Origin of the sequence: uncultured Martelella sp. (genome assembly GCF_963677965.2) — a bacterium.
Lineage (GTDB): Bacteria > Pseudomonadota > Alphaproteobacteria > Rhizobiales > Rhizobiaceae > Martelella > Martelella mangrovi.
Map to the genome: position 1 here is coordinate 346769 of NZ_CAXXFM010000003.1, position 18787 is coordinate 365555.

16 protein-coding genes are annotated in these 18787 nt (G+C 59.7%); 7 read left to right on the forward strand and 9 right to left on the reverse strand.

The window, feature by feature from the left end; genetic code table 11:
* Positions 1–143: 143 nt before the first annotated feature.
* Positions 144–818: a phosphoglycolate phosphatase gene (gph, locus tag ACHZCU_RS20840; RefSeq protein WP_319520384.1), complete on the forward strand. Its 675-nt coding sequence runs from the start codon at positions 144–146 to the stop codon at positions 816–818.
* Positions 819–1135: 317 nt separating this feature from the next.
* Here the strand turns inward: gph and ACHZCU_RS20845 are convergent, their stop codons facing one another.
* Complete coding sequence (locus tag ACHZCU_RS20845; protein ID WP_319520385.1) at positions 1136–3037, reverse strand: L,D-transpeptidase family protein; 1902 nt, start codon at positions 3035–3037, stop codon at positions 1136–1138.
* A 431-nt stretch (positions 3038–3468) separates the two neighbouring features.
* Here ACHZCU_RS20845 and fumC point away from each other — a divergent pair, with 431 nt between their 5' ends.
* Positions 3469–4860 carry a class II fumarate hydratase gene (gene fumC, locus ACHZCU_RS20850; RefSeq protein WP_319520386.1) on the forward strand — a complete coding sequence of 464 codons (1392 nt, stop codon included), beginning with the start codon at positions 3469–3471 and terminating at the stop codon, positions 4858–4860.
* 64 nt (positions 4861–4924) lie between these two features.
* On the opposite strand, the gene ACHZCU_RS20855 is transcribed toward fumC, so the two are convergent.
* Positions 4925–5542 carry a LysE family transporter gene (locus ACHZCU_RS20855; RefSeq protein WP_319520387.1) on the reverse strand — a complete coding sequence of 206 codons (618 nt, stop codon included), beginning with the start codon at positions 5540–5542 and terminating at the stop codon, positions 4925–4927.
* A 286-nt stretch (positions 5543–5828) separates the two neighbouring features.
* Here ACHZCU_RS20855 and ACHZCU_RS20860 point away from each other — a divergent pair, with 286 nt between their 5' ends.
* The gene (locus ACHZCU_RS20860) at positions 5829–7361 is read left to right on the forward strand and encodes an exo-alpha-sialidase (protein ID WP_319520388.1); all 1533 of its coding nucleotides are present in this window, start codon (positions 5829–5831) and stop codon (positions 7359–7361) included.
* A gap of 12 nt (positions 7362–7373) precedes the next feature.
* On the opposite strand, the gene sufA is transcribed toward ACHZCU_RS20860, so the two are convergent.
* The 7 genes from sufA to ACHZCU_RS20895 form a co-directional block, all read right to left on the reverse strand.
* Positions 7374–7766 carry a Fe-S cluster assembly scaffold SufA gene (gene sufA, locus ACHZCU_RS20865; RefSeq protein ID WP_319520389.1) on the reverse strand — a complete coding sequence of 131 codons (393 nt, stop codon included), beginning with the start codon at positions 7764–7766 and terminating at the stop codon, positions 7374–7376.
* A 72-nt stretch (positions 7767–7838) separates the two neighbouring features.
* Entirely contained in the window at positions 7839–8210 is a 372-nt protein-coding gene (locus ACHZCU_RS20870) for an SUF system Fe-S cluster assembly protein (RefSeq protein ID WP_319520390.1), read from the reverse strand.
* Positions 8211–8225: 15 nt separating this feature from the next.
* Positions 8226–9464 (reverse strand): cysteine desulfurase, encoded by a 1239-nt coding sequence (locus ACHZCU_RS20875; protein WP_319520391.1) that lies wholly within the window; start codon positions 9462–9464, stop codon positions 8226–8228.
* A 104-nt stretch (positions 9465–9568) separates the two neighbouring features.
* Entirely contained in the window at positions 9569–10840 is a 1272-nt protein-coding gene (gene sufD, locus ACHZCU_RS20880; RefSeq protein WP_319520392.1) for a Fe-S cluster assembly protein SufD, read from the reverse strand.
* Between the two features lie 18 nt (positions 10841–10858).
* Entirely contained in the window at positions 10859–11614 is a 756-nt protein-coding gene (sufC, locus tag ACHZCU_RS20885; RefSeq protein WP_106304783.1) for a Fe-S cluster assembly ATPase SufC, read from the reverse strand.
* 325 nt (positions 11615–11939) lie between these two features.
* Positions 11940–13424 (reverse strand): Fe-S cluster assembly protein SufB, encoded by a 1485-nt coding sequence (gene sufB / locus ACHZCU_RS20890; RefSeq protein WP_106304786.1) that lies wholly within the window; start codon positions 13422–13424, stop codon positions 11940–11942.
* 126 nt (positions 13425–13550) lie between these two features.
* Positions 13551–14717: a cysteine desulfurase family protein gene (locus ACHZCU_RS20895; RefSeq protein ID WP_319520393.1), complete on the reverse strand. Its 1167-nt coding sequence runs from the start codon at positions 14715–14717 to the stop codon at positions 13551–13553.
* Positions 14718–14928: 211 nt separating this feature from the next.
* Between ACHZCU_RS20895 and ACHZCU_RS20900 the strand changes: the two genes are divergently transcribed.
* The 4 genes from ACHZCU_RS20900 (at position 14929) to tyrS (ending at position 18603) form a co-directional block, all read left to right on the forward strand.
* Positions 14929–15606 carry an alpha/beta hydrolase gene (locus tag ACHZCU_RS20900; protein ID WP_106304792.1) on the forward strand — a complete coding sequence of 226 codons (678 nt, stop codon included), beginning with the start codon at positions 14929–14931 and terminating at the stop codon, positions 15604–15606.
* A 221-nt stretch (positions 15607–15827) separates the two neighbouring features.
* Entirely contained in the window at positions 15828–16592 is a 765-nt protein-coding gene (locus ACHZCU_RS20905; protein ID WP_319520394.1) for an SDR family oxidoreductase, read from the forward strand.
* A gap of 106 nt (positions 16593–16698) precedes the next feature.
* Positions 16699–17100, forward strand: a complete 402-nt coding sequence (locus ACHZCU_RS20910; RefSeq protein WP_319520395.1) for a MerR family transcriptional regulator — start codon at positions 16699–16701, stop codon at positions 17098–17100.
* A gap of 249 nt (positions 17101–17349) precedes the next feature.
* A complete protein-coding gene (gene tyrS, locus ACHZCU_RS20915; protein WP_319520396.1) occupies positions 17350–18603 on the forward strand; it encodes a tyrosine--tRNA ligase in 1254 nt (417 codons plus the stop codon).
* The last annotated feature ends 184 nt before the right edge of the window (positions 18604–18787 follow it).

Below are 18787 nucleotides of genomic sequence, written 5' to 3' on the forward strand. Positions count from 1 at the left end.
TCATCAACTCTTGGTATAACATCAAAGTCAAGGACACGAATATTGCAAACCACAATCCAGCGCAAACTTCGTGTCGATTCGCGCATGCCGGTCTCCACCTCCCGGAGGCCCGGCAACAGCGCGCCAACGTGGAAGGAAACCGAATGTCATCTCCGCTTGTCATCTTCGATCTCGACGGAACCCTCGTCGACACCGCGCCGGACCTGATCGAAAGTCTCAACCATGCAATTGCGCCGGAAGGTCTGGCCCCCTTCGATATAAGCCAGCTTCACCAGCTTGTCGGCAAGGGCGTGAAGGTCATGATCCGGCGGGCCTTTGCGCTGCGCGAAACCGAGCTCGACGACCAGACCTTCGAGGCCTGCTTCGAGCGGTTCACCACCCATTACCGCGCCGGCATGCCCGGCAAGAGCCGCCCCTACCCCGGAACGGAAAGCGCTCTCGAACGGCTGAAGGCAGCCGGCTTCACACTGGCCGTGTGCACCAACAAGCGCATGCCGCTGACCATGCCGCTTCTTCAAAGCCTCGGCCTTGCCGATCATTTTGACGTGATTACCGGCGGCGACAGTTTCGAATTCCGCAAACCCGACCCGCGCCATGTTCTGGGCACCATCGAACAGGCAGGCGGCAAACCGGAAAACGCAGTGATGATCGGCGACAGTTCCAACGACATCGATGCCGCCAGCGGCGCGGGTGTGGCCACCGTCGCGGTGACCTTCGGCTATGCCGACCGACCCGTCGAAACCCTGGGCGCCGGCCGGACGATCAGTCACTTCGACGAACTGACTGCCGCACTGATCACAGAACTGCTCGGCAGCTGAAGCCGCAACGGAAAAAGGCGCGCCCGGAAAGCCGGAAGCGCCTCAGACTGATGACAAATCTCGCCCCACTCTCCTTCGTCACCCTCGGGCTTGTCCCGAGGGTCTAAGCACGCATGAACGCGACAAGCGTATCGGGAAAAAATCAATTTAAAACAATCTATCACGAACCACCAACGCCGCTCGTGCTGAGCGGTAGTTAGATCCTCGGGACAAGCCCGAGGATGACGCCCGTAAAAAGGATAGGTTTGTCAATAAATTAAGGCGCGCCCGGAAAGCCGGACGCGCCTTTTTTATCAATCGATCGAAGCTGAAAGCGATCAGCTGTTTGCCTTGCGTGCCTTGCTTTCCGCCGCAAATGCGCGGTCCAGATACATGTCGCGGTCGTAAACGTCGTCATAGTACTGGATGTCGCCGGTGGCATCCGGCCAGGCTGTGAAATAGCTGATATAGACCGGGAACTGTTCCGGCACGTCGACGGGCGTGTTCTGCCCCGTTGCGATATAGTCATCGACATCGGATTGCGGCACACCCAGAACGGCGGCGGCCATTTTCTTCGGATCGGCCAGACGCACACAACCATGGCTGAGGGCGCGTACATCACGCTGGAAATAGCTCTTCTGCGGGGTGTCGTGCATGTAGATCGCATGGTCGTTCGGGAACAGGATCTTCAGCTGGCCAAGCGCGTTGCGCTCACCAGGGGGCTGGCGCACGTCGACCATCGGAGCCGCTGCCCAGTTGACCGAGGCCGACGAAACCCGGCGGCCATTATAGCTCACCTCATAACCGATCTGGTCGAAATAGGACGGGTTGGCCCGCAGCTTCGGCAGATATTCGTTGACGACAATCGAGCGCGGGAGGCCCCAATAGGGGTTGAATTCCACGGTCTGGATCTCGTCACGGAAGAAATAGGTCTGGTTGCGCGGGTTACCGACCACGACGCGCATGTCGAAGTTCTCGCCATTGTCGTCATGATAATAGACGCGGTAGGCCGGCTGGTTGATGAACACATAGCGCGGGCCGAAATCGTCCGGCAGCCAGCGCAGACGCTCCATCGCCGCGACCACCTTGCGGGCGCGGTCGTCATTGGTCTCGACATCAAACGAAGAGATTGTCTTCGGACCGACGACACCGTCGACATAGAGGCCCTGAACGTCCTGGAAGTCACGGACCAGTTCGACCAGTTCCGGCGTGTATTCGGTTCCGCCGTCATAGGCGTCGAATACCTCCGCATGATCCTGGATGAAGGCGTCGGTGCTCTTGCGCTTGATCGCCTTGATCAGATTCGGCACATCCTCGTCGGTCTCGCCGGGATGAATGTAGTTGCCGCGACGGAAGACGATCGGCTCGACATATTCATGATCGGCGCGCAGTTCCTCAAGCGCGGTCTTCAGCTCCTGAAAACGCTCGCTCTGCGGATTGTAGCTTTCCATCAGGCCCGCGACGTTTTCGGCGTTGCCGAGGGCATCGATGGCCTCTTCAAGGTCAACGGGATTGCGCTGCAGGTCGTGGAATTCCGAAATCCGGTTCGGGTCGACACGGCCGCGCTTGGCGTCCTGCATGTAGGTCAGAACGCGTGCGGACAGCGCCAGTTCGAAGCGCATCAGTTCTGCCTCGCGCGCCGCATCATCGGCTGCAAGCGCCAGATCGGGCATGTTGACCGTGTAATCATCGGGATCGAGGCCCCAGGCGTCAGCATCGGCCAGCGTATCAAGTGCAGCCTGCGCCTTGGGCGCAACATCGCCATCGGCAACCCAGATCAGGTCTCCGCCATTGGCGTAATAATCCTCGATTGCGACGGCGACATCATCGACGGCCTTCACCCGGGCATCGGTCAGGTACTGACGCGGATCGTTCTCGCCGATGGCAACCATGGTCTCGGTGGACGCCGCATCGGTCATGGTATCGGGATCAAGCGCGGCAACTTCGGTGTTCGGCTGCTCGTCAGTCACGTCGTTCGTCTCGGGAGAGATCGAACCGGTCACAACGGGGTCCTGAATTTCGCTGATGGCGATGTAGCGCATCGAATCAGCCTTGTAGGTATAATATTTGGGCGGCGCCACCTTCGGGACCGAATATGTACGTTGCGTCTGCTGCTGTGGCGCCTGCGGCTGGACGACAGGGGCCCGGTCGGCCTCCTTGTCGCGACCGCGCAGAATATCCATCAGGGTCAGCGCATTGGCCGATGCCGGCACGAATGCAGCCGATATCGCAGCAGCCATGGCTACCGATGAGACGCGAACTAGAAGATTGTTGCGCAATTTTTCACCCCGTTTGACATAAAATCATGATTTGAGACCACCTTACCCATATCGTGCGGAACCCTCCAATAACAATTCTGCTATCGGGCGAGACGGACGCTGTTGTGTTGGTAAAAAACAACACTCCCATCTCAGGTTCCGGGTGGGATCGCCATTTTTTGAAATATATCAGCAGAGGCTTAACAGCGCATTAAGCAATTCGACCCCGAAAGCGGCGTTTCTGTGTCGATCCACCCGCGCTTCGGTCAACCAAAAGCAACCTAAATCGAATAAGTTGACGCGGCTTGTTGACAGATCGGCCTTGACCGCGCGATGGCATAGCCACGCTTTTCCGGCATGACGTCTTTCAAGTGTGCCCCATGGACGGGCCGTTGCACTGAGGTGGAGAAAACATGACTGATACCCGCACAGAAACCGACACTTTCGGCCCGATCGAAGTGGCCGCCGACCGCTACTGGGGCGCGCAGGCCCAGCGCTCGCTCGGCAATTTCAAGATCGGCTGGGAAAAGCAGCCGCTTTCCGTGGTCCGCGCGCTCGGCATCGTCAAGCAGGCGGCGGCAAAAGCCAATATGGCGCTTGGTCGGCTTTCACCCGAAATCGGCAATGCGATTGTCGATGCCGCGCAGGAAGTGATCGACGGCAAACTTGATGACCATTTTCCGCTGGTCGTCTGGCAGACCGGCTCGGGTACGCAGTCGAACATGAACGCCAATGAAGTGATCTCCAACCGCGCCATTGAAATGCTCGGCGGCGAGATGGGCTCAAAAAAGCCCGTCCACCCCAATGATCACTGCAATATGAGCCAGTCGTCCAACGACACCTATCCGACGGCGATGCACATCGCCTGCGCCGAGCAGATCGTGCACCACCTGCTGCCGAACCTGAAACATCTGCAGGAAGCGCTTGCCGCCAAGCAGCAGGAGTTCGCCGACATCATCAAGATCGGCCGCACCCATACCCAGGATGCAACGCCGCTGACGCTCGGCCAGGAGTTTTCCGGCTACACCGCACAGGTCGCCTCCGCGATCGCCCGCCTCGAACTGACGCTTCCGGGCCTTTACCAGCTTGCCCAGGGCGGCACCGCCGTCGGCACGGGCCTCAACGCGCCGGTCGGCTTTGCCGAAAAGGTGGCCGAAGAAGTTGCGGAAATTACCGGCCTGCCCTTCGTCACCGCGCCGAACAAGTTCGAGGTTCTGGCCGCCCATGACGCAATGGTGTTTGCCCATGGCGCCATCAATGCAGCCGCGATGGCCTGCTTCAAGATCGCCAACGACATCCGTTACCTCGCCTCCGGCCCGCGTTCCGGCCTCGGCGAACTGGCGCTGCCGGAAAACGAACCCGGCTCCTCGATCATGCCCGGCAAGGTCAATCCGACCCAGAACGAGGCGATGACCCAAGTCTGCGCCCATATCGCCGGCAATCAGGCAGCGATCGGCTTTGCCGGCAGCCAGGGCCAGTTCGAGCTCAACGTCTATAATCCGATGATGGCCTACAACTTCCTGCAGTCGGTCCAGCTTCTGGGCGATGCCGCCCGCTCCTTCACCGACAATTGCGTCGTCGGCATCAAGGCACGGGAAGACAACATCAAGGCCGGTGTCGAACGCTCGCTGATGCTGGTGACCGCGCTTGCGCCGAAGATCGGCTACGACAACGCCGCCAAGATCGCCAAGACCGCGCACAAGAACAACACCACGCTGCGCGAGGAAGCGCTGGCGACGGGTCTTGTGAGCGGCGAGGAATATGACGAGATCGTCCGTCCGGAACTGATGATTTCGCCGAAGTGACATTTCGACTTCGAAGATAAAATGCTGAAACCCGGGCTCCTGCAGTCCGGGTTTCCTCATGATGTCAGGCGAAGGCCGACGAGATCGCGACCATGCCGAAGCCGATCAGAATACCGCCGGAAATGCGTGCGACCCAGCGGGCAAATTCCTTCGGCAGGCAATGACGGATGGCGGCGACCAGACCGCTCAGGAAAATCCACCACAACAGCGAGCCGGTAAAAACCCCGGCAACGACAATTGCCGGCGCAATACCGCCGCCGGCATTGGAAAGGCCGAAACCGGCGAAGATGGCGACGAAGGATAATAGCGTCACCGGATTGGCGATCGTCAGCACGTAGGTCATCGCGGTCGTTTTGAGAAGGTCGCCTGCCCCGGCGGTTTCAGCCGCAGGCTTCGCACCCGTCTGCCGCATTTCCCGCCAGCCGAGAAAAATCAGGAATACGCCGCCGCCAATCGCCATCGGCATGGAGATTTTGGCCAGAACGGCTGAAAACGCGGCAAAGCCAAGCGCTGCCAGCGCTCCGTATGAGGCATCGGCCAGCGCTGTGCCAAGCCCACCGGAAACGCCGACCCAGAACCCGCGCGTCAGGGCACGGTTGATGCAAAGCGCCCCGATCGGTCCAACCGGAGCGGCAATAGCGAGGCCAAGCAGCACCGCCTTCAAGAACAGCACGATCAGCATCGCCTTTCACCTCATCCGCCACATTCCGATCACCGGCGACACTATCAGAAATCGCAGCCGAAGACAGGGAGATCACGCGCCACAACGCGGCCGGCGAACGCATCCCGCAGTGCCGCCATTCTGCACCCACTGACGGCGCTGATACACCGCTGTGGTTCCAAATTTCAATTCGCCTTAAACAAATTAAATCAAAATACATGTATAAAATAAGTCAAAACAAGCTTTATTAATCTTAATATTCAATTTATACATATATATCCGAAATTTATACTACAGGTAAATCGTCATGGGGAACGATACAAAATTAATATTCGTTGAGGGGGAAAGCGATGCGTTCTGGAAATCCGGAAATCGCGGCAGCAACATTTCGTTTCTCGGTGAAAATCTGTTTGTGTCCTGGTCACACAGCACAGCCGGCGGCGACTATTCCGCCATCTACGCATCTTCGACGGACCCTGCGGATTATGTCTGGCGGCCGCTGACGAGGATTGCCGACAATGGTGAAGACGGCACCATTCCCAATTGCCCCGCCACGAACCCGGCATTTCACAGTGACGACGGCAAAATGCTGCTGTTCTGGCAGATGACCAGTGACGGAACCCCGGCCAGTTCCCAGCTTCGCATGCGCAGCGGAAGCGTCTCCAACCAGTTCGAGAGCGTTCATTCGGTGCGATGGAAAACGCCCGTCGACGGTGAGCCTGTGACCGCGACGGTCAGCAGCGATGATTTTCTCGCTGCCATGACAATCCTCTGCCCCAATGCCTGGCCGCTTTTGAACGTGACGTTCGAGCCGCGCAAGAGCTTCGAAATGGCACCGTCATTCAGCGCCGAAAACGGGCGAAACCTCAGCGCGCCGGATATCGATACCGACGCTGTCGACGCGATCATCGACAGTCTGATCACAGAGATCAGGGACTTCGACAACACCTATCTCAAGGATGTGAAGCACCAGTTGTCGGAGGACCATCCGGACATCGCCCCGATCCTGGACCGATTGCGCAGATTTTCAGATATTGCCCGGTTCTTCGATGCATTTCAGGCGCATCTGCGGCGAAACACGCTCATCGTGTTTCTCTATACGGTCTACGACACCTACACCATGGTCGTGATGCGGCTGACGGTGTTCAACATGTTCAGTCCGGACCGCTATGAACGGGGCTGGCGGACACGGAGCCAACCACAGAAAATCCGCCTGAAAGACGGGGCCGAGCGCCTGCTGCTTCCGGTCCATTCCGACGCGATCGGCCTTTCGGTCGTGTTTTATTCGGATGATGACGGGGTGAGCTGGGACTATGCGCAAACGCCGATCCCCGGCCGCGGTACCGTCGAGCCATGCATCGTTCAGCGGCCGTCAGGCAAGCTGACCGCCTTTCTCAGAACCAAAGCACCGGACCTCTACCTCAACCGGGTGGCTGTCAGCGAATCCTGCGATTACGGGCTCACATGGTCTCCTGCCGTGCCGGTTCTCAACCCCGAGATCAAAAACCATGACGCCGGTCTTGCGGCGCTGTCGCTAAAGCATTCGCGCTTCGACCCGTCGCTGGGGGCCTTCGCCGTCGTCTACACGCCCGATGAGGACGGCCGGAGCCTTCATCTCAGTGTGGGCTTTTTCGGCACCTCATCGGAGCGCAACAACATGCCGCTGACCTGGCTTGAACCCGTATGCCTCGAACAGGCGAGCGGCGGCCGGATCGAGGCCCCGTCAATCACGGAGGGGATCGACGGAACGCTCTACATCTCCTGCAGCTACACAATCCCGGAGGAGAACGGCACTTGCGAGAAAATCTGCGTGATACAATATGACGGCCTCAAAGGCTGAGACCGCCGGCCGTCAATGTGCCGCGGTTTCGCGGGCCTTGGCCAGTTCGGCAAGGTCTGCCGCTTGCAGTTCGACGGATTCGCCGCAGCCGCAGGCCGATGTCTCGTTCGGGTTCTTGAAGACGAAACCGGTCCTGAGCTTGGTGACCTCGAAATCCATGACCGTGCCGAGCAGATAGAGCGAGGCGGCGGGATCGACCCAGACCGTCGCGCCATTCAGTTCGACATGGTCGTCCTTGTCAGCGACATTATCGGCGGTGACCAGGTCCACGGTATATTCCATGCCCGCGCAGCCGCCCTTCTTGATCGCAACGCGGATGCCGCGCGCATCCGGCCCGGAATTGGCGACGATCTCGTTGACACGGTTTGCTGCTGCTTCAGTCAGCGTGATGACTTGAAAGCCCATTTCATTCTCCATCAACATCCGGGTTAAAGGCCCGGCGTTCGAAGTCTATTGCATCAGTACGCTTAGCCGCCGTCAATACCAGCCGACGGCGATCTTTGCTTCTTCGGACATCCGGTCCGGCGTCCACGGCGGATCGAATGTCATCTCAACCTCGACGCCGGAAACCCCCTCGACCGTGCTGACCGCATTTTCCACCCAGGCCGGCATTTCGCCTGCGACGGGGCAGCCGGGCGCCGTCAGCGTCATGTCGATCCGCACCATCCGGTCGTCATCGACATCGATCCTGTAGATCAGGCCGAGTTCGAAGATATCGGCCGGAATTTCCGGGTCGTAAACCGTCTTCAGCGCAGAAATGATATCATCGGAGAGCCGGGCAAGCTCCTCGGGAGGAATGGAGGAACCGGTCTCGGCCGATGCCGTTTCTGCGTTTTCTTCAACACTCATGCCATTCTCCTAGGCTCAGGCAAAGAAGGTTCGCGCGTAATCGAGCGCCTCAACCAGGGCATCCACTTCCGCACGCGTATTGTAAAGGCCGAACGAGGCCCGGCAGGTCGATGTCACTCCGAACCGGGTCAGAAGCGGCTGCGCGCAATGGGTGCCCGCGCGCACAGCAACACCGCGACGGTCGATGATCGTCGAAATATCGTGGGCATGCACACCTTCGATGGCGAAGGAAAAGATGCTGCCCTTTCTTTCCGCATTGCCGATCACCCTCAACGCATTCACATGCGAAAGCTGCTCGCGCGCATAGGCCGTCAAATCCGCCTCGTGCGCGGCAATCGCCGCACGGCCGATGCCTTGCATATAGTCAAGGGCAACGCCCAATCCAATAGCCTGCACGATTGGCGGCGTTCCCGCCTCGAAGCGATGCGGCGGTTCGGCATAGGTGACGCGATCCTCGAAAACGTCGGAGATCATCTCGCCGCCGCCCTGGAACGGGCGCATCTCTGACAGGCGATCGAACGTGCCGTAAAGCACGCCGATGCCCGACGGACCGTAAAGCTTGTGGCCGGTCATCACATACCAGTCGCAGCCGATATCGCGCACATCGACCGGCAGATGGACGGCGCCCTGCGAACCGTCGACCAGCACCGGAATGTCGCGTTCATGGGCAATCCGGGTCACTTCCTTGACATCGACAATGGTGCCGAGCGCATTCGACATCTGGGTGATGGCGACCAGTTTGGTGCGCTCGGTCAGGCATTTTTCGAAGTCTTCGAGGTGGAATTCGCCATCCTCGTCCACCGGCGCCCAGACCAGTTTCACGCCCTTGCGTTCGCGCAGGAAGTGCCAGGGCACGATGTTGGAGTGGTGCTCCATGATCGAGATGACGATCTCGTCGCCTTCGCCAAGATTTTCCATCGCCCAGCCGTAAGCCACCGTGTTGATGGCTTCGGTGGTGTTGCGGGTGAAGACGATCTCGTTGACCGAACCGGCATTGAGAAAGGCGCGCACCTTTTCGCGCGCGGCTTCATAGGCATCGGTTGCCGCGTTTGACAGAAAATGCAGGCCCCGGTGCACATTGGCGTATTCATGCGCATAGGCATTGGCAACCGTGTCGATGACGACCTGCGGCTTTTGCGCCGACGCGCCGTTGTCGAGATAGACAAGCGGTTTTCCATCATGAACCGTACGCGACAGGATCGGAAAATCCTGCCTGACCTTTTCGACGTCGTAACCTGTAACCTGAGCATCCATTGCCCTGAACTCCGTCTGTGGCCTCCGATCGTCGGAAGCCGTGAACGCCACCCGGGCTGGCGGGCGGAAAATTGCCGCAGGAAGGCGCAAAGAGCGCCTGCCGCCTATTCGTGCCGGTCGAGCCAGTCGGTGATGATCGCCTCGACAGCCTCGGAGAGCTGCTCGTTGTCGAGTTCCTCGACGACTTCAGCAACGAATGCGTTGATCAGCAGGCCCTCGGCCACCTTACGCGGAATGCCGCGCGCCATCAGGTAATAAAGATGGTTCGGATCGATATCCGTGACCGTCGCGCCATGGCCGCACTGAACGTCATCGGCAAAGATTTCAAGCTCGGGCTTGGCCGAGAACGTACCGAAGTCGCTCATCAGCAACGTGTTGCAGCTCATCTTGGCGTCGGTTTTCTGGGCGTCCTGAGCAACCCGGATCAGCCCCTGGAACACGCCGCGCGCCTTGTCGAACACGACATTGCGAACGACTTCCGTCGATGTCGTGTTCGGCACGTTATGGCCGAGATCGAAGGTGATGTCGGTGTGCGTTTCGCCGCCCAGAAGGTTGACGCCGCGCAGGGTCAGGTCCGCGCCCTCGCCGTTTACCGTGCAGTCGATTTCATGACGCACCAGCTTGCCGCCGGCGTTGACGATCAGAAGCTTCAGCCGGGCATTTTCGCCAAGTTCGATCCTGAGCTTGCCGAGATGGGAATCTTCCGCGCCCTGCTGCTGCATGACGACATAGGTGATTTCCGCATCCTTGCCGAGCGACAGCGACGTCAGCGAACTGACCAGCGCTGCATCGCCCTGCGGCGCGACATGGCGCTCGACCAGCATGCCGGAGACGCCCTCACCCACATCGATGCGATTGCGGTTATGCACCTGGCCGCCGTCATGAACCGACTGTATTTCCAGCGGTTCGGCAAGCGTCGTTCCCTCGGCGATATCGAGGATATAGCCGTCACTCATCAAGGCGCCGTTGATGCGCCCGATGGCGTCATCCTTGTGCGCCAGTTCAAGCCGCACGGCGGTATCGCCGTTTGCAAGCGCATCGGCGGTATTGCCGCCGGAAACGCCGTCGATTGCCGGGATATGGCTTGCACGGCCCTGCACCAGCGGCAAAACCGCACTGCCCGGCAGAAGCGGGGAAAGCGCGTTGACCGCCTCGCCGCTGCCCTCGGGCACGGTGCGCAGGAGATTGCGCAGATCGGTATAGTGCCAGGCTTCAACGCGGCGGGTCGGCAGGCCGTTTGAGCGCAGTTCGCCGGCCAGCCGGTCGCGCTCGGTCGTCACCTCGGCATTGCCCGGCAGTGAGCCCGCAAGCCGGCCGAAGGAGGCCACCAGCGCTTCTTCCGCCGCTGTCAGCGTGATCTGTTTTTGCATGTTCATCGCGTCCGTCTCCCGGCCTCAGGCCGCTTCGCCGATGATATCGGCGTAGCCGTTGGCCTCCAGCTCATGCGCCAGTTCCTTGCCGCCGGTCTTGATGATCTGGCCCTTGTAGAGCACATGAACCGTATCCGGCACGATATAGTCGAGCAGACGCTGGTAATGGGTGATGACCATCACCGAACGATCCGGCGCGCGCAGCGCATTGACGCCATCGGCAACGATCTTCAGCGCATCGATATCAAGCCCTGAATCGGTCTCGTCCATGACGCAGAGTTTCGGCTCCAGCAGCGCCATCTGCAGGATTTCCGCGCGCTTCTTCTCACCGCCGGAAAAGCCGACATTGAGCGGCCGTTTCAGCATCTCATAGTCGATCTTCAGCTCGGCGGAGGCTTCCTTGACCTTGCGCATGAAGTCCGGGGTGGAAAGCTCGCCCTCGCCGCGCGCCTTGCGCTGCTCGTTGATCGCCACCTTCAGGAACTGCATGGTGGCCACACCGGGAATTTCCACCGGATACTGGAAGGCCAGGAACACGCCCTTGGCGGCGCGTTCAGCGGCGTCGAGTTCCAGAATGTTTTCGCCGTTATAGATGATCTCGCCTTCGGTCACCTCATAATCCTCGCGGCCGGCGAGAATATAGGACAGCGTCGACTTGCCGGAGCCGTTCGGCCCCATGATCGCAGCCACTTCACCATCCTGGATCGTCAGGTTCAGACCCTTGATGATTTCCGTGCCATCCTCGGCAATGCGTGCGTGCAGGTTCTTGATTTCAAGCATTTGTCGTATCCTTCAGCAGGCGACCGGTTTTGGCGTCTCCGGGCAGATCCCGAAACAGTAGGCAAAACAGTCGCTGTCAATCTCTCTCGGGCGCGGCCGTCACTGCCGCTTGCCCCTTGTTCTGCGTCATCCTCGGGCTTGACCCGAGGATCCAAATCACATTTCAGCACGAGAAAACCCCATACTGTGTTCGCCCTTGCGCCGTTTTTCCCGATCCGCTCCGCACACTTTTCCGGCACTTGCGGAATGGATCCTCGGGTCAAGCCCGAGGATGACGCGGCGGGCGGGCAGGCTCAGCGCAAGACGGCCGGCGTTGCCGAACGTGCTAGCCCACAGAGCCTTCCAGCGAAATCCCGATCAGCTTCTGTGCCTCGACGGCAAACTCCATCGGCAGTTCCTGAATGACTTCGCGGACGAAACCGTTGACGATCAGGGCGATTGCCTCTTCTTCGGGAATGCCGCGCTGCATGCAGTAGAACAGCTGATCCTCGGAAATCTTCGAGGTTGTCGCCTCGTGTTCGAAGCGGGCCGATGAATTGCCGGCCTCGATATAGGGCACGGTATGCGCGCCGCATTTGTCGCCGATCAGCAGGCTGTCGCACTGGGTGAAGTTGCGCGCGTTTTCCGCCTTGCGGTGGGCTGCGACCTGACCGCGATAGGTATTGTTGGAAAAGCCCGCCGAAATGCCCTTGGAGATGATCCGGCTCGACGTGTTCTTGCCGAGATGGGTCATCTTGGTGCCCGAGTCGATCTGCTGATGGCCGTTGGAAACGGCAATCGAGTAGAACTCGCCGCGGGAATTGTCGCCGCGCAGCAGGCAGGAGGGATATTTCCAGGTGATCGCCGAACCGGTCTCGACCTGGGTCCAGGAAATCTTGGAATTGTCGCCCCGGCAATCGCCGCGCTTGGTGACGAAGTTGTAGATGCCGCCCTTGCCCTCGGCATCGCCGGGGAACCAGTTCTGGACCGTGGAATACTTGATCTCGGCATCATCCAGCGCCACCAGTTCGACAACGGCGGCGTGAAGCTGGTTTTCATCGCGCTGCGGCGCGGTGCAGCCTTCCAGATAGGAGACGTAAGCCCCTTCTTCGGCGATGATCAGCGTGCGCTCGAACTGGCCGGTGTTCTTCTCGTTGATGCGGAAATAGGTCGAAAGCTCCATCGGGCAGCGAACGCCCTTGGGCACGAAGACGAAGGAGCCATCGGTAAACACCGCCGAATTCAGAGCGGCATAGAAATTGTCAGCGCGCGGCACGACCGAGCCCAGATATTTCTTCACAAGATCCGGATATTCGCGGATCGCCTCCGAAATCGACATGAAGATCACGCCGGCCTTGGCGAGTTCCTTCTTGAAGGTGGTGACGACCGAGACCGAGTCGAACACGGCATCGACGGCAACCCTATTGGACTGGTGCTGCTTGTCTTCGACGCCCGCCAGGATTTCCTGCTCCTGCAGCGGAATACCGAGCTTCTCGTAGGTCGCCAGCAATTCCGGGTCGACCTCGTCCAGCGTTTTCGGGCCGCTGACCGATTTCGGCGCAGCATAATAGTAGAGGTCGTTGAAATCGATTTTCGGGTAGCTCACCCGCGCCCAGCTCGGCTCTTCCATATTGAGCCAGCGCTGATAGGCGGCCAGACGCCATTCCAGCATCCAGTCGGGCTCCCCCTTCTTGTGGGAAATGAAACGGATGATGTCCTCGGACAGGCCCTTGGGCGCCTTGTCCACTTCAATCATCGTTTCGAAACCGTATTTGTACTGATCGACGTCGATCTCGGCAACCTGATCGACGGTTTCCTTAACGGCAACCATATGTTCACTCCACTCATGACCGGGTTCAAGGCCCGGCGGTTCACGTGTACCAAAGCGGCTATACCGCTTTATGTAATCAAAGCTGGCGGGATTTGCACCCCGTCCAGCCTGCGTTTTGTCAATTCTTCAGGCTGCTGCGTCCGACAGCTTCCTGCGACCGGCAATCTTCGCAAAAGCGTCGATTGCCCTGTCGATATCTTCCTGCGTTGTCGACCAGCCAAGCGAGATGCGCAGCGCCCCCAGGCGCGGATCGCGGCCCATGGCCTTCAGCACATGGCTTTCACCAACCTTGCCGGATGAACAGGCAGAGCCTGCCGAAAGCGCGATCCCTTCCAGATCGAAGGCGATCTGGCCGGTTTCCGCCTTCAGGCCCGGCAGGGTGAAAGCGCAGGTATTGGCAACGCGTTCGGTGTTTTCGCCATAAATGACGACGTCGGGCGCGGCCTTGCGCATACCGGTCTCCAGCCGCTCCCTGAGGGCTGCAATGCGTGCATTGCGTTCATCGAACCCGTCGGCAGCAAAGGCAGCGGCGGCGCCAAAGCCGATGATGCCGGCAATATTTTCCGTGCCGGAGCGGTGGCCTTTCTCGTGGCCGCCGCCACGCACCAGCGGCGCCGGCATCAGCGTTTCGCCGCGTGAGACAAGCGCGCCGACACCCTTGGGACCGCCGATCTTGTGCGACGAGACGATCAGAAAATCGACGTCGAGCGCTTCCGGTGAGACGGGAATGCGACCGGCGGCCTGCACCGCATCGACCACCAGAAGACCGCCATGGGCATGCACGATTTTCGCCGCTTCTGCCACCGGCTGGACGATGCCAGTCTCGCTGTTGACCAGCATGATCGCAACCATCGGAAGCCCGGCCTCAGCCTTGTGGCCGGCCAGCAGTTGTTCCAGCGCATCGAGCCTGACAACGCCATCCGCGCTTACGGGAATTTCATGGCGCATTTCGGCGGGAAAACGCCCACCCTCATGAACGGCCGGATGCTCGATTGCGGACACATAAAGACCACCGAGACGCACCGGGCTGCGGCCCATGCGGAAATCCGGCGTCAAAACGGCATTGGCCGCCTCGGTCGCACCGGAGGTAAAGACCACATGCTCGCCAGCAGCGCCAACCAGTTCGCCCACCTGCCGGCGGGCTTTATCAATGGCCGCACGCGCAGCCCGCCCTTCCCGGTGAACGGATGACGGGTTTCCGGCAAGATCCATGGCCTCGAGCACAGCGGCGCGAGCTTCCGGCAGAAGCTTCGCAGTCGCATTCCAGTCAAGATATATCCTGTCGGTGCTCATAACGGCCTTATTTCGGCAGGCAATGGCGGCCCACGACGCATTTTCCTTGAAATCACTGCTCTGCTTGGCCTATTTGAGCCTTCAGCAAGAGATGACTTCTGTTTTTCGAACCATTCTAAACTGCTTTTTAAGAAAGCTGAGCCAATTAGTCAAGTCAATGCGACTTGCGCAAGCGGTCTTGAAAGTTTGAACCGATTTTTCCGGAGAGCCAATGCCTGAAGTGATTTTCAACGGACCGGCCGGTCGCCTTGAAGGCCGCTACCAGCCGTCCAAGGAGAAGAACGCCCCGATCGCCATCGTCCTCCATCCGCATCCGCGTTTCGGCGGCACGATGAACAACCCGATCGTCTACGAGCTCTTCTACATGTTCCAGAAGCGCGGCTTTACCACGCTGCGCTTCAATTTCCGCGGCATCGGCCGCAGCCAGGGCGAATTCGACCATGGCTCGGGCGAACTTTCGGATGCGGCGGCAGCGCTCGACTGGGTGCAGAGCCTGCACCCCGATTCGAAGAATTGCTGGGTCGCCGGCTATTCCTTCGGCTCGTGGATCGGCATGCAGCTTCTGATGCGCCGGCCGGAGATCGAGGGCTTCATGTCGATTTCGCCGCAGCCGAACATCTACGACTTCTCGTTCCTGGCCCCCTGCCCCTCTTCCGGCCTGATCATCCATGGCGACGCCGACAAGGTTTCGCCGCAGCGCGACGTCAACGGCCTGGTCGAAAAGCTGAAGACCCAGAAGGGCATTCTGATCACCCAGAAGGTGGTGCCGGGCGCCAACCACTTTTTCTCCGGCCGCAACGAGGACCTGCTCGCCGAATGCGAGGACTATCTCGACCGCCGCCTGGACGGTGAACTCGTCCCCGAACCGGCGCCGAAGCGGATCAGGTGATTTTCACCTGACGCTGCCAACGGCCTGCAAGCCTTTTGCGCGATAAAGGCCGAAGCCGCACCGTATCACCAAATCAGCAGCCGGCGGGATCATCACCGATCCCGCCGGTTTTCCTTTCCTGCGTTTTCCCTCTTGACCTTGACACTAGTGTCAAGGGGATAGCGCTGCCGTTCCATGGTCATGCAGGCATGCAGGACCGGCTCACGGAAAGGTTTGAAAACATGTTTGAAGCAAATGACTGGCAGGGCAAAATTGCCATCGTAACGGGCGGCAGCGCCGGCATCGGAAAGGCCACCGCACTGGCGCTGGTCGAACGCGGCGCAAATGTCGTCATAACAGGCCGCAATCAGGCGCGGCTCGATGCCATTGTCGGCGCCAATGACCGGATTGCCGCCGTTCAGGCCGGCAGCAGCGATCCCGCAAGCGCGGCCCGCATTGTCAAAGCCGCGCTCAGCCGCTGGGGCCGGCTCGATCTGGTCGTCAACAATGCCGGCGCCGGCAAGCCATTGCCGATCGACGCCTATGACGCGGAAACGCTCACCGAATTCAACGCCGTCAACATCATGGCCCCGTCCCTGCTGGTGAAAGAAGCGGTTCCGGCATTGCGGGAAACCAGAGGCGCCATCGTCAACATCACCACCGCCGTTTCCGCCCGCGCCGCGCCGATGCTGGCGCATTATGCCGCCACCAAGGCAGCGCTTGAACACCTGACCCGTTCCTGGGCCGTGGAACTCGCCGCCGATGGCATCCGCGTGAACGCGGTTGCCCCCGGCCCGGTCAAGAGCAACGCATTGACGGGCATGATGGGGCTCACGCCGGAAATGGCGGCTTCGGTCGAGCAACAGGAGGCGGCGCAGATCCCGCTCGGCCGCCGCGGCGAGACGAACGATATCGCGCCGTGGATATTGCATCTGGGCGGTTCGGCCAATGCATGGGTCACCGGCCAGATCATCACGGTGGATGGCGGCTGGTCTCAGCGCGGCTGACATTGCCGGGCCAGCGCCGCAAAACCGGATGCGTGATCCCTTGACTTCAAGGCCGGACATTAACATCTGTGTCAATGTTGAAGGCGGCCGCAAAGGCGCCGCTCCAGTGCTGGAAGAAGCAGACATGCAGATCAAGGAAGCCGCAGAAACGCTCGGGATCACGCAACGGATGTTGCGCCACTATGAAAATGCGGGCCTCATGGACGCCCGCCGATCGGAAAACGGATATCGCATTTACAGCGATGCGGATCTGCGCCGCGCCGCCCGCATCCGCGACCTTATCGAAACCGGATTTTCCACCCGCGAGGTGCGCCTGATGGCGGCCTGTCTTTCCGACGAAGGATCAGGCCCCTGCGCGGGCGGTATCGCCCAGCTGCAGGACAAGCTCGACCATATCGACCGGTTGCGCGCCGATCTCGATCATCGCCGACAGGCCGTCCTCGACCGCATCGCCACATTGCGCGCAGCGCTGCCGGAAGCCGGCGAAAGGCAGAATGCGCGAGCTTGATCGTGTTGCCGATTACGATCCGCATGGCGTGCAAGGCTTGATCGGGTGTTGATACGGTTTCTGTTTGCCGTGTCCGGGAAATACCCCGCCCGCCTTCAGGCGCGGGAAGCGCAAAAGCCGCTCCGGAATGCCCGAATTACCCGAGACTGTCAGGCAATAGGTGGCGTTCGGCTGCCAAAACAGGTGCACACGAACGAAAAACCGTGCTAAAGGCCGCGCGTCCGCATTCAAGCAACCGAAGATAGATCCATGTCGAAGTTCAAATCCGAATTCCTGCACACACTTTCCGAGCGCGGTTTCATCCAGCAGATCTCCGATGAAACCGGCCTTGATGACCTTCTGTCGAAGGAGCAGGTGACGGCCTATATCGGCTTCGATCCGACCGCGCCGAGCCTGCATGCCGGCTCGCTGATCCAGATCATGATGCTGCACTGGTTCCAGAAGACCGGTCACCGGCCGATTTCGCTGATGGGCGGCGGCACCGGCATGGTCGGCGACCCGTCCTTCAAGGACGAGGCCCGCAAGCTGATGACTGTCGACATGATCGAGGACAATATTGCCTCGATCCAGCGCGTCTTCGCCAATTACATCGATTATGACCGCGCCGATGTACCGGCGCTGATGATCAACAATGCCGAATGGCTGCGCGACATCAACTACCTGGAATTCCTGCGCGATGTCGGCCGTCATTTCTCGGTCAACCGCATGCTGTCGTTCGAGAGCGTGAAGACGCGGCTCGACCGCGAGCAGTCGCTGTCCTTCCTCGAATTCAACTACATGATCCTGCAGGCCTACGACTTCGTCGAGCTTTACAGGAATTATGGCTGCCGCCTGCAGATGGGCGGTTCGGACCAGTGGGGCAATATCGTCAACGGCATCGATCTCGGCCACCGCATGGACGCGCCGCAGCTTTACGCCCTGACGGCGCCGCTTCTGACCACGGCTTCCGGCGCCAAGATGGGCAAATCCGCCAATGGCGCCATCTGGCTCAATCCGGACATGCTGGGGCCTTACGATTTCTGGCAGTTCTGGCGCAACACCGAAGACGCCGATGTCGGTCGTTTCCTGAAGCTCTACACCACCCTGCCGATGGACGAGGTCACACGCCTCTCAGCTCTCGGCGGTTCCGAGATCAACGAGGTCAAGAAAATCCTCGCCACCGAAGTGACCGCCATGCTGCATGGTCGTCAGGCGGCTGAAGAGGCGGCCGAGACGGCGCGCAAGACCTTCGAGGAAGGCGCGCTTGCGGCCAATCTTCCGACCGTCGAGATCGCCGCATCGGACATTGAGGCCGGGATCGGCATTCTCACGCTTCTGGTCCAGGCAGGCCTTGCCGGCTCCAACGGCGAAGCCCGCCGTCACATCAAGGGCGGCGCGGTGAAGCTCAACGACAAGGGCGTCTCCGACGAGCGCATGGCCGTCGGCACCGATGCCATCACCGAAGACGGCGTCATCAAGCTCTCGCTCGGCAAGAAAAAGCACATTCTGATCAAGCCGGTCTGAATCGAAGCCGTTCAGACGGCTCATTAAAATCAGGATGGACGACAAGAATCCCGGTCTCGCGATCGGGATTTTTTATTTTATATTTTACTTAAAAACAAAAGTATAAATAAAAGTAATATACAATTTAATATTACAAATGATGTTGATTTATTCAAAATGTGGTTTTACCCATACAAATACGAAG

Coding starts and splice junctions, on each gene's coding strand:
- gph (WP_319520384.1), top strand. CDS start 144: ATGTCATCTCCGCTTGTCATCTTCGATCTCGACGGAACCCTCGTCGAC.
- ACHZCU_RS20845 (WP_319520385.1), bottom strand. CDS start 3,037: ATGGCTGCTGCGATATCGGCTGCATTCGTGCCGGCATCGGCCAATGCG.
- fumC (WP_319520386.1), top strand. CDS start 3,469: ATGACTGATACCCGCACAGAAACCGACACTTTCGGCCCGATCGAAGTG.
- ACHZCU_RS20855 (WP_319520387.1), bottom strand. CDS start 5,542: ATGCTGATCGTGCTGTTCTTGAAGGCGGTGCTGCTTGGCCTCGCTATT.
- ACHZCU_RS20860 (WP_319520388.1), top strand. CDS start 5,829: ATGGGGAACGATACAAAATTAATATTCGTTGAGGGGGAAAGCGATGCG.
- sufA (WP_319520389.1), bottom strand. CDS start 7,766: ATGGGCTTTCAAGTCATCACGCTGACTGAAGCAGCAGCAAACCGTGTC.
- ACHZCU_RS20870 (WP_319520390.1), bottom strand. CDS start 8,210: ATGAGTGTTGAAGAAAACGCAGAAACGGCATCGGCCGAGACCGGTTCC.
- ACHZCU_RS20875 (WP_319520391.1), bottom strand. CDS start 9,464: ATGGATGCTCAGGTTACAGGTTACGACGTCGAAAAGGTCAGGCAGGAT.
- sufD (WP_319520392.1), bottom strand. CDS start 10,840: ATGAACATGCAAAAACAGATCACGCTGACAGCGGCGGAAGAAGCGCTG.
- sufC (WP_106304783.1), bottom strand. CDS start 11,614: ATGCTTGAAATCAAGAACCTGCACGCACGCATTGCCGAGGATGGCACG.
- sufB (WP_106304786.1), bottom strand. CDS start 13,424: ATGGTTGCCGTTAAGGAAACCGTCGATCAGGTTGCCGAGATCGACGTC.
- ACHZCU_RS20895 (WP_319520393.1), bottom strand. CDS start 14,717: ATGAGCACCGACAGGATATATCTTGACTGGAATGCGACTGCGAAGCTT.
- ACHZCU_RS20900 (WP_106304792.1), top strand. CDS start 14,929: ATGCCTGAAGTGATTTTCAACGGACCGGCCGGTCGCCTTGAAGGCCGC.
- ACHZCU_RS20905 (WP_319520394.1), top strand. CDS start 15,828: ATGTTTGAAGCAAATGACTGGCAGGGCAAAATTGCCATCGTAACGGGC.
- tyrS (WP_319520396.1), top strand. CDS start 17,350: ATGTCGAAGTTCAAATCCGAATTCCTGCACACACTTTCCGAGCGCGGT.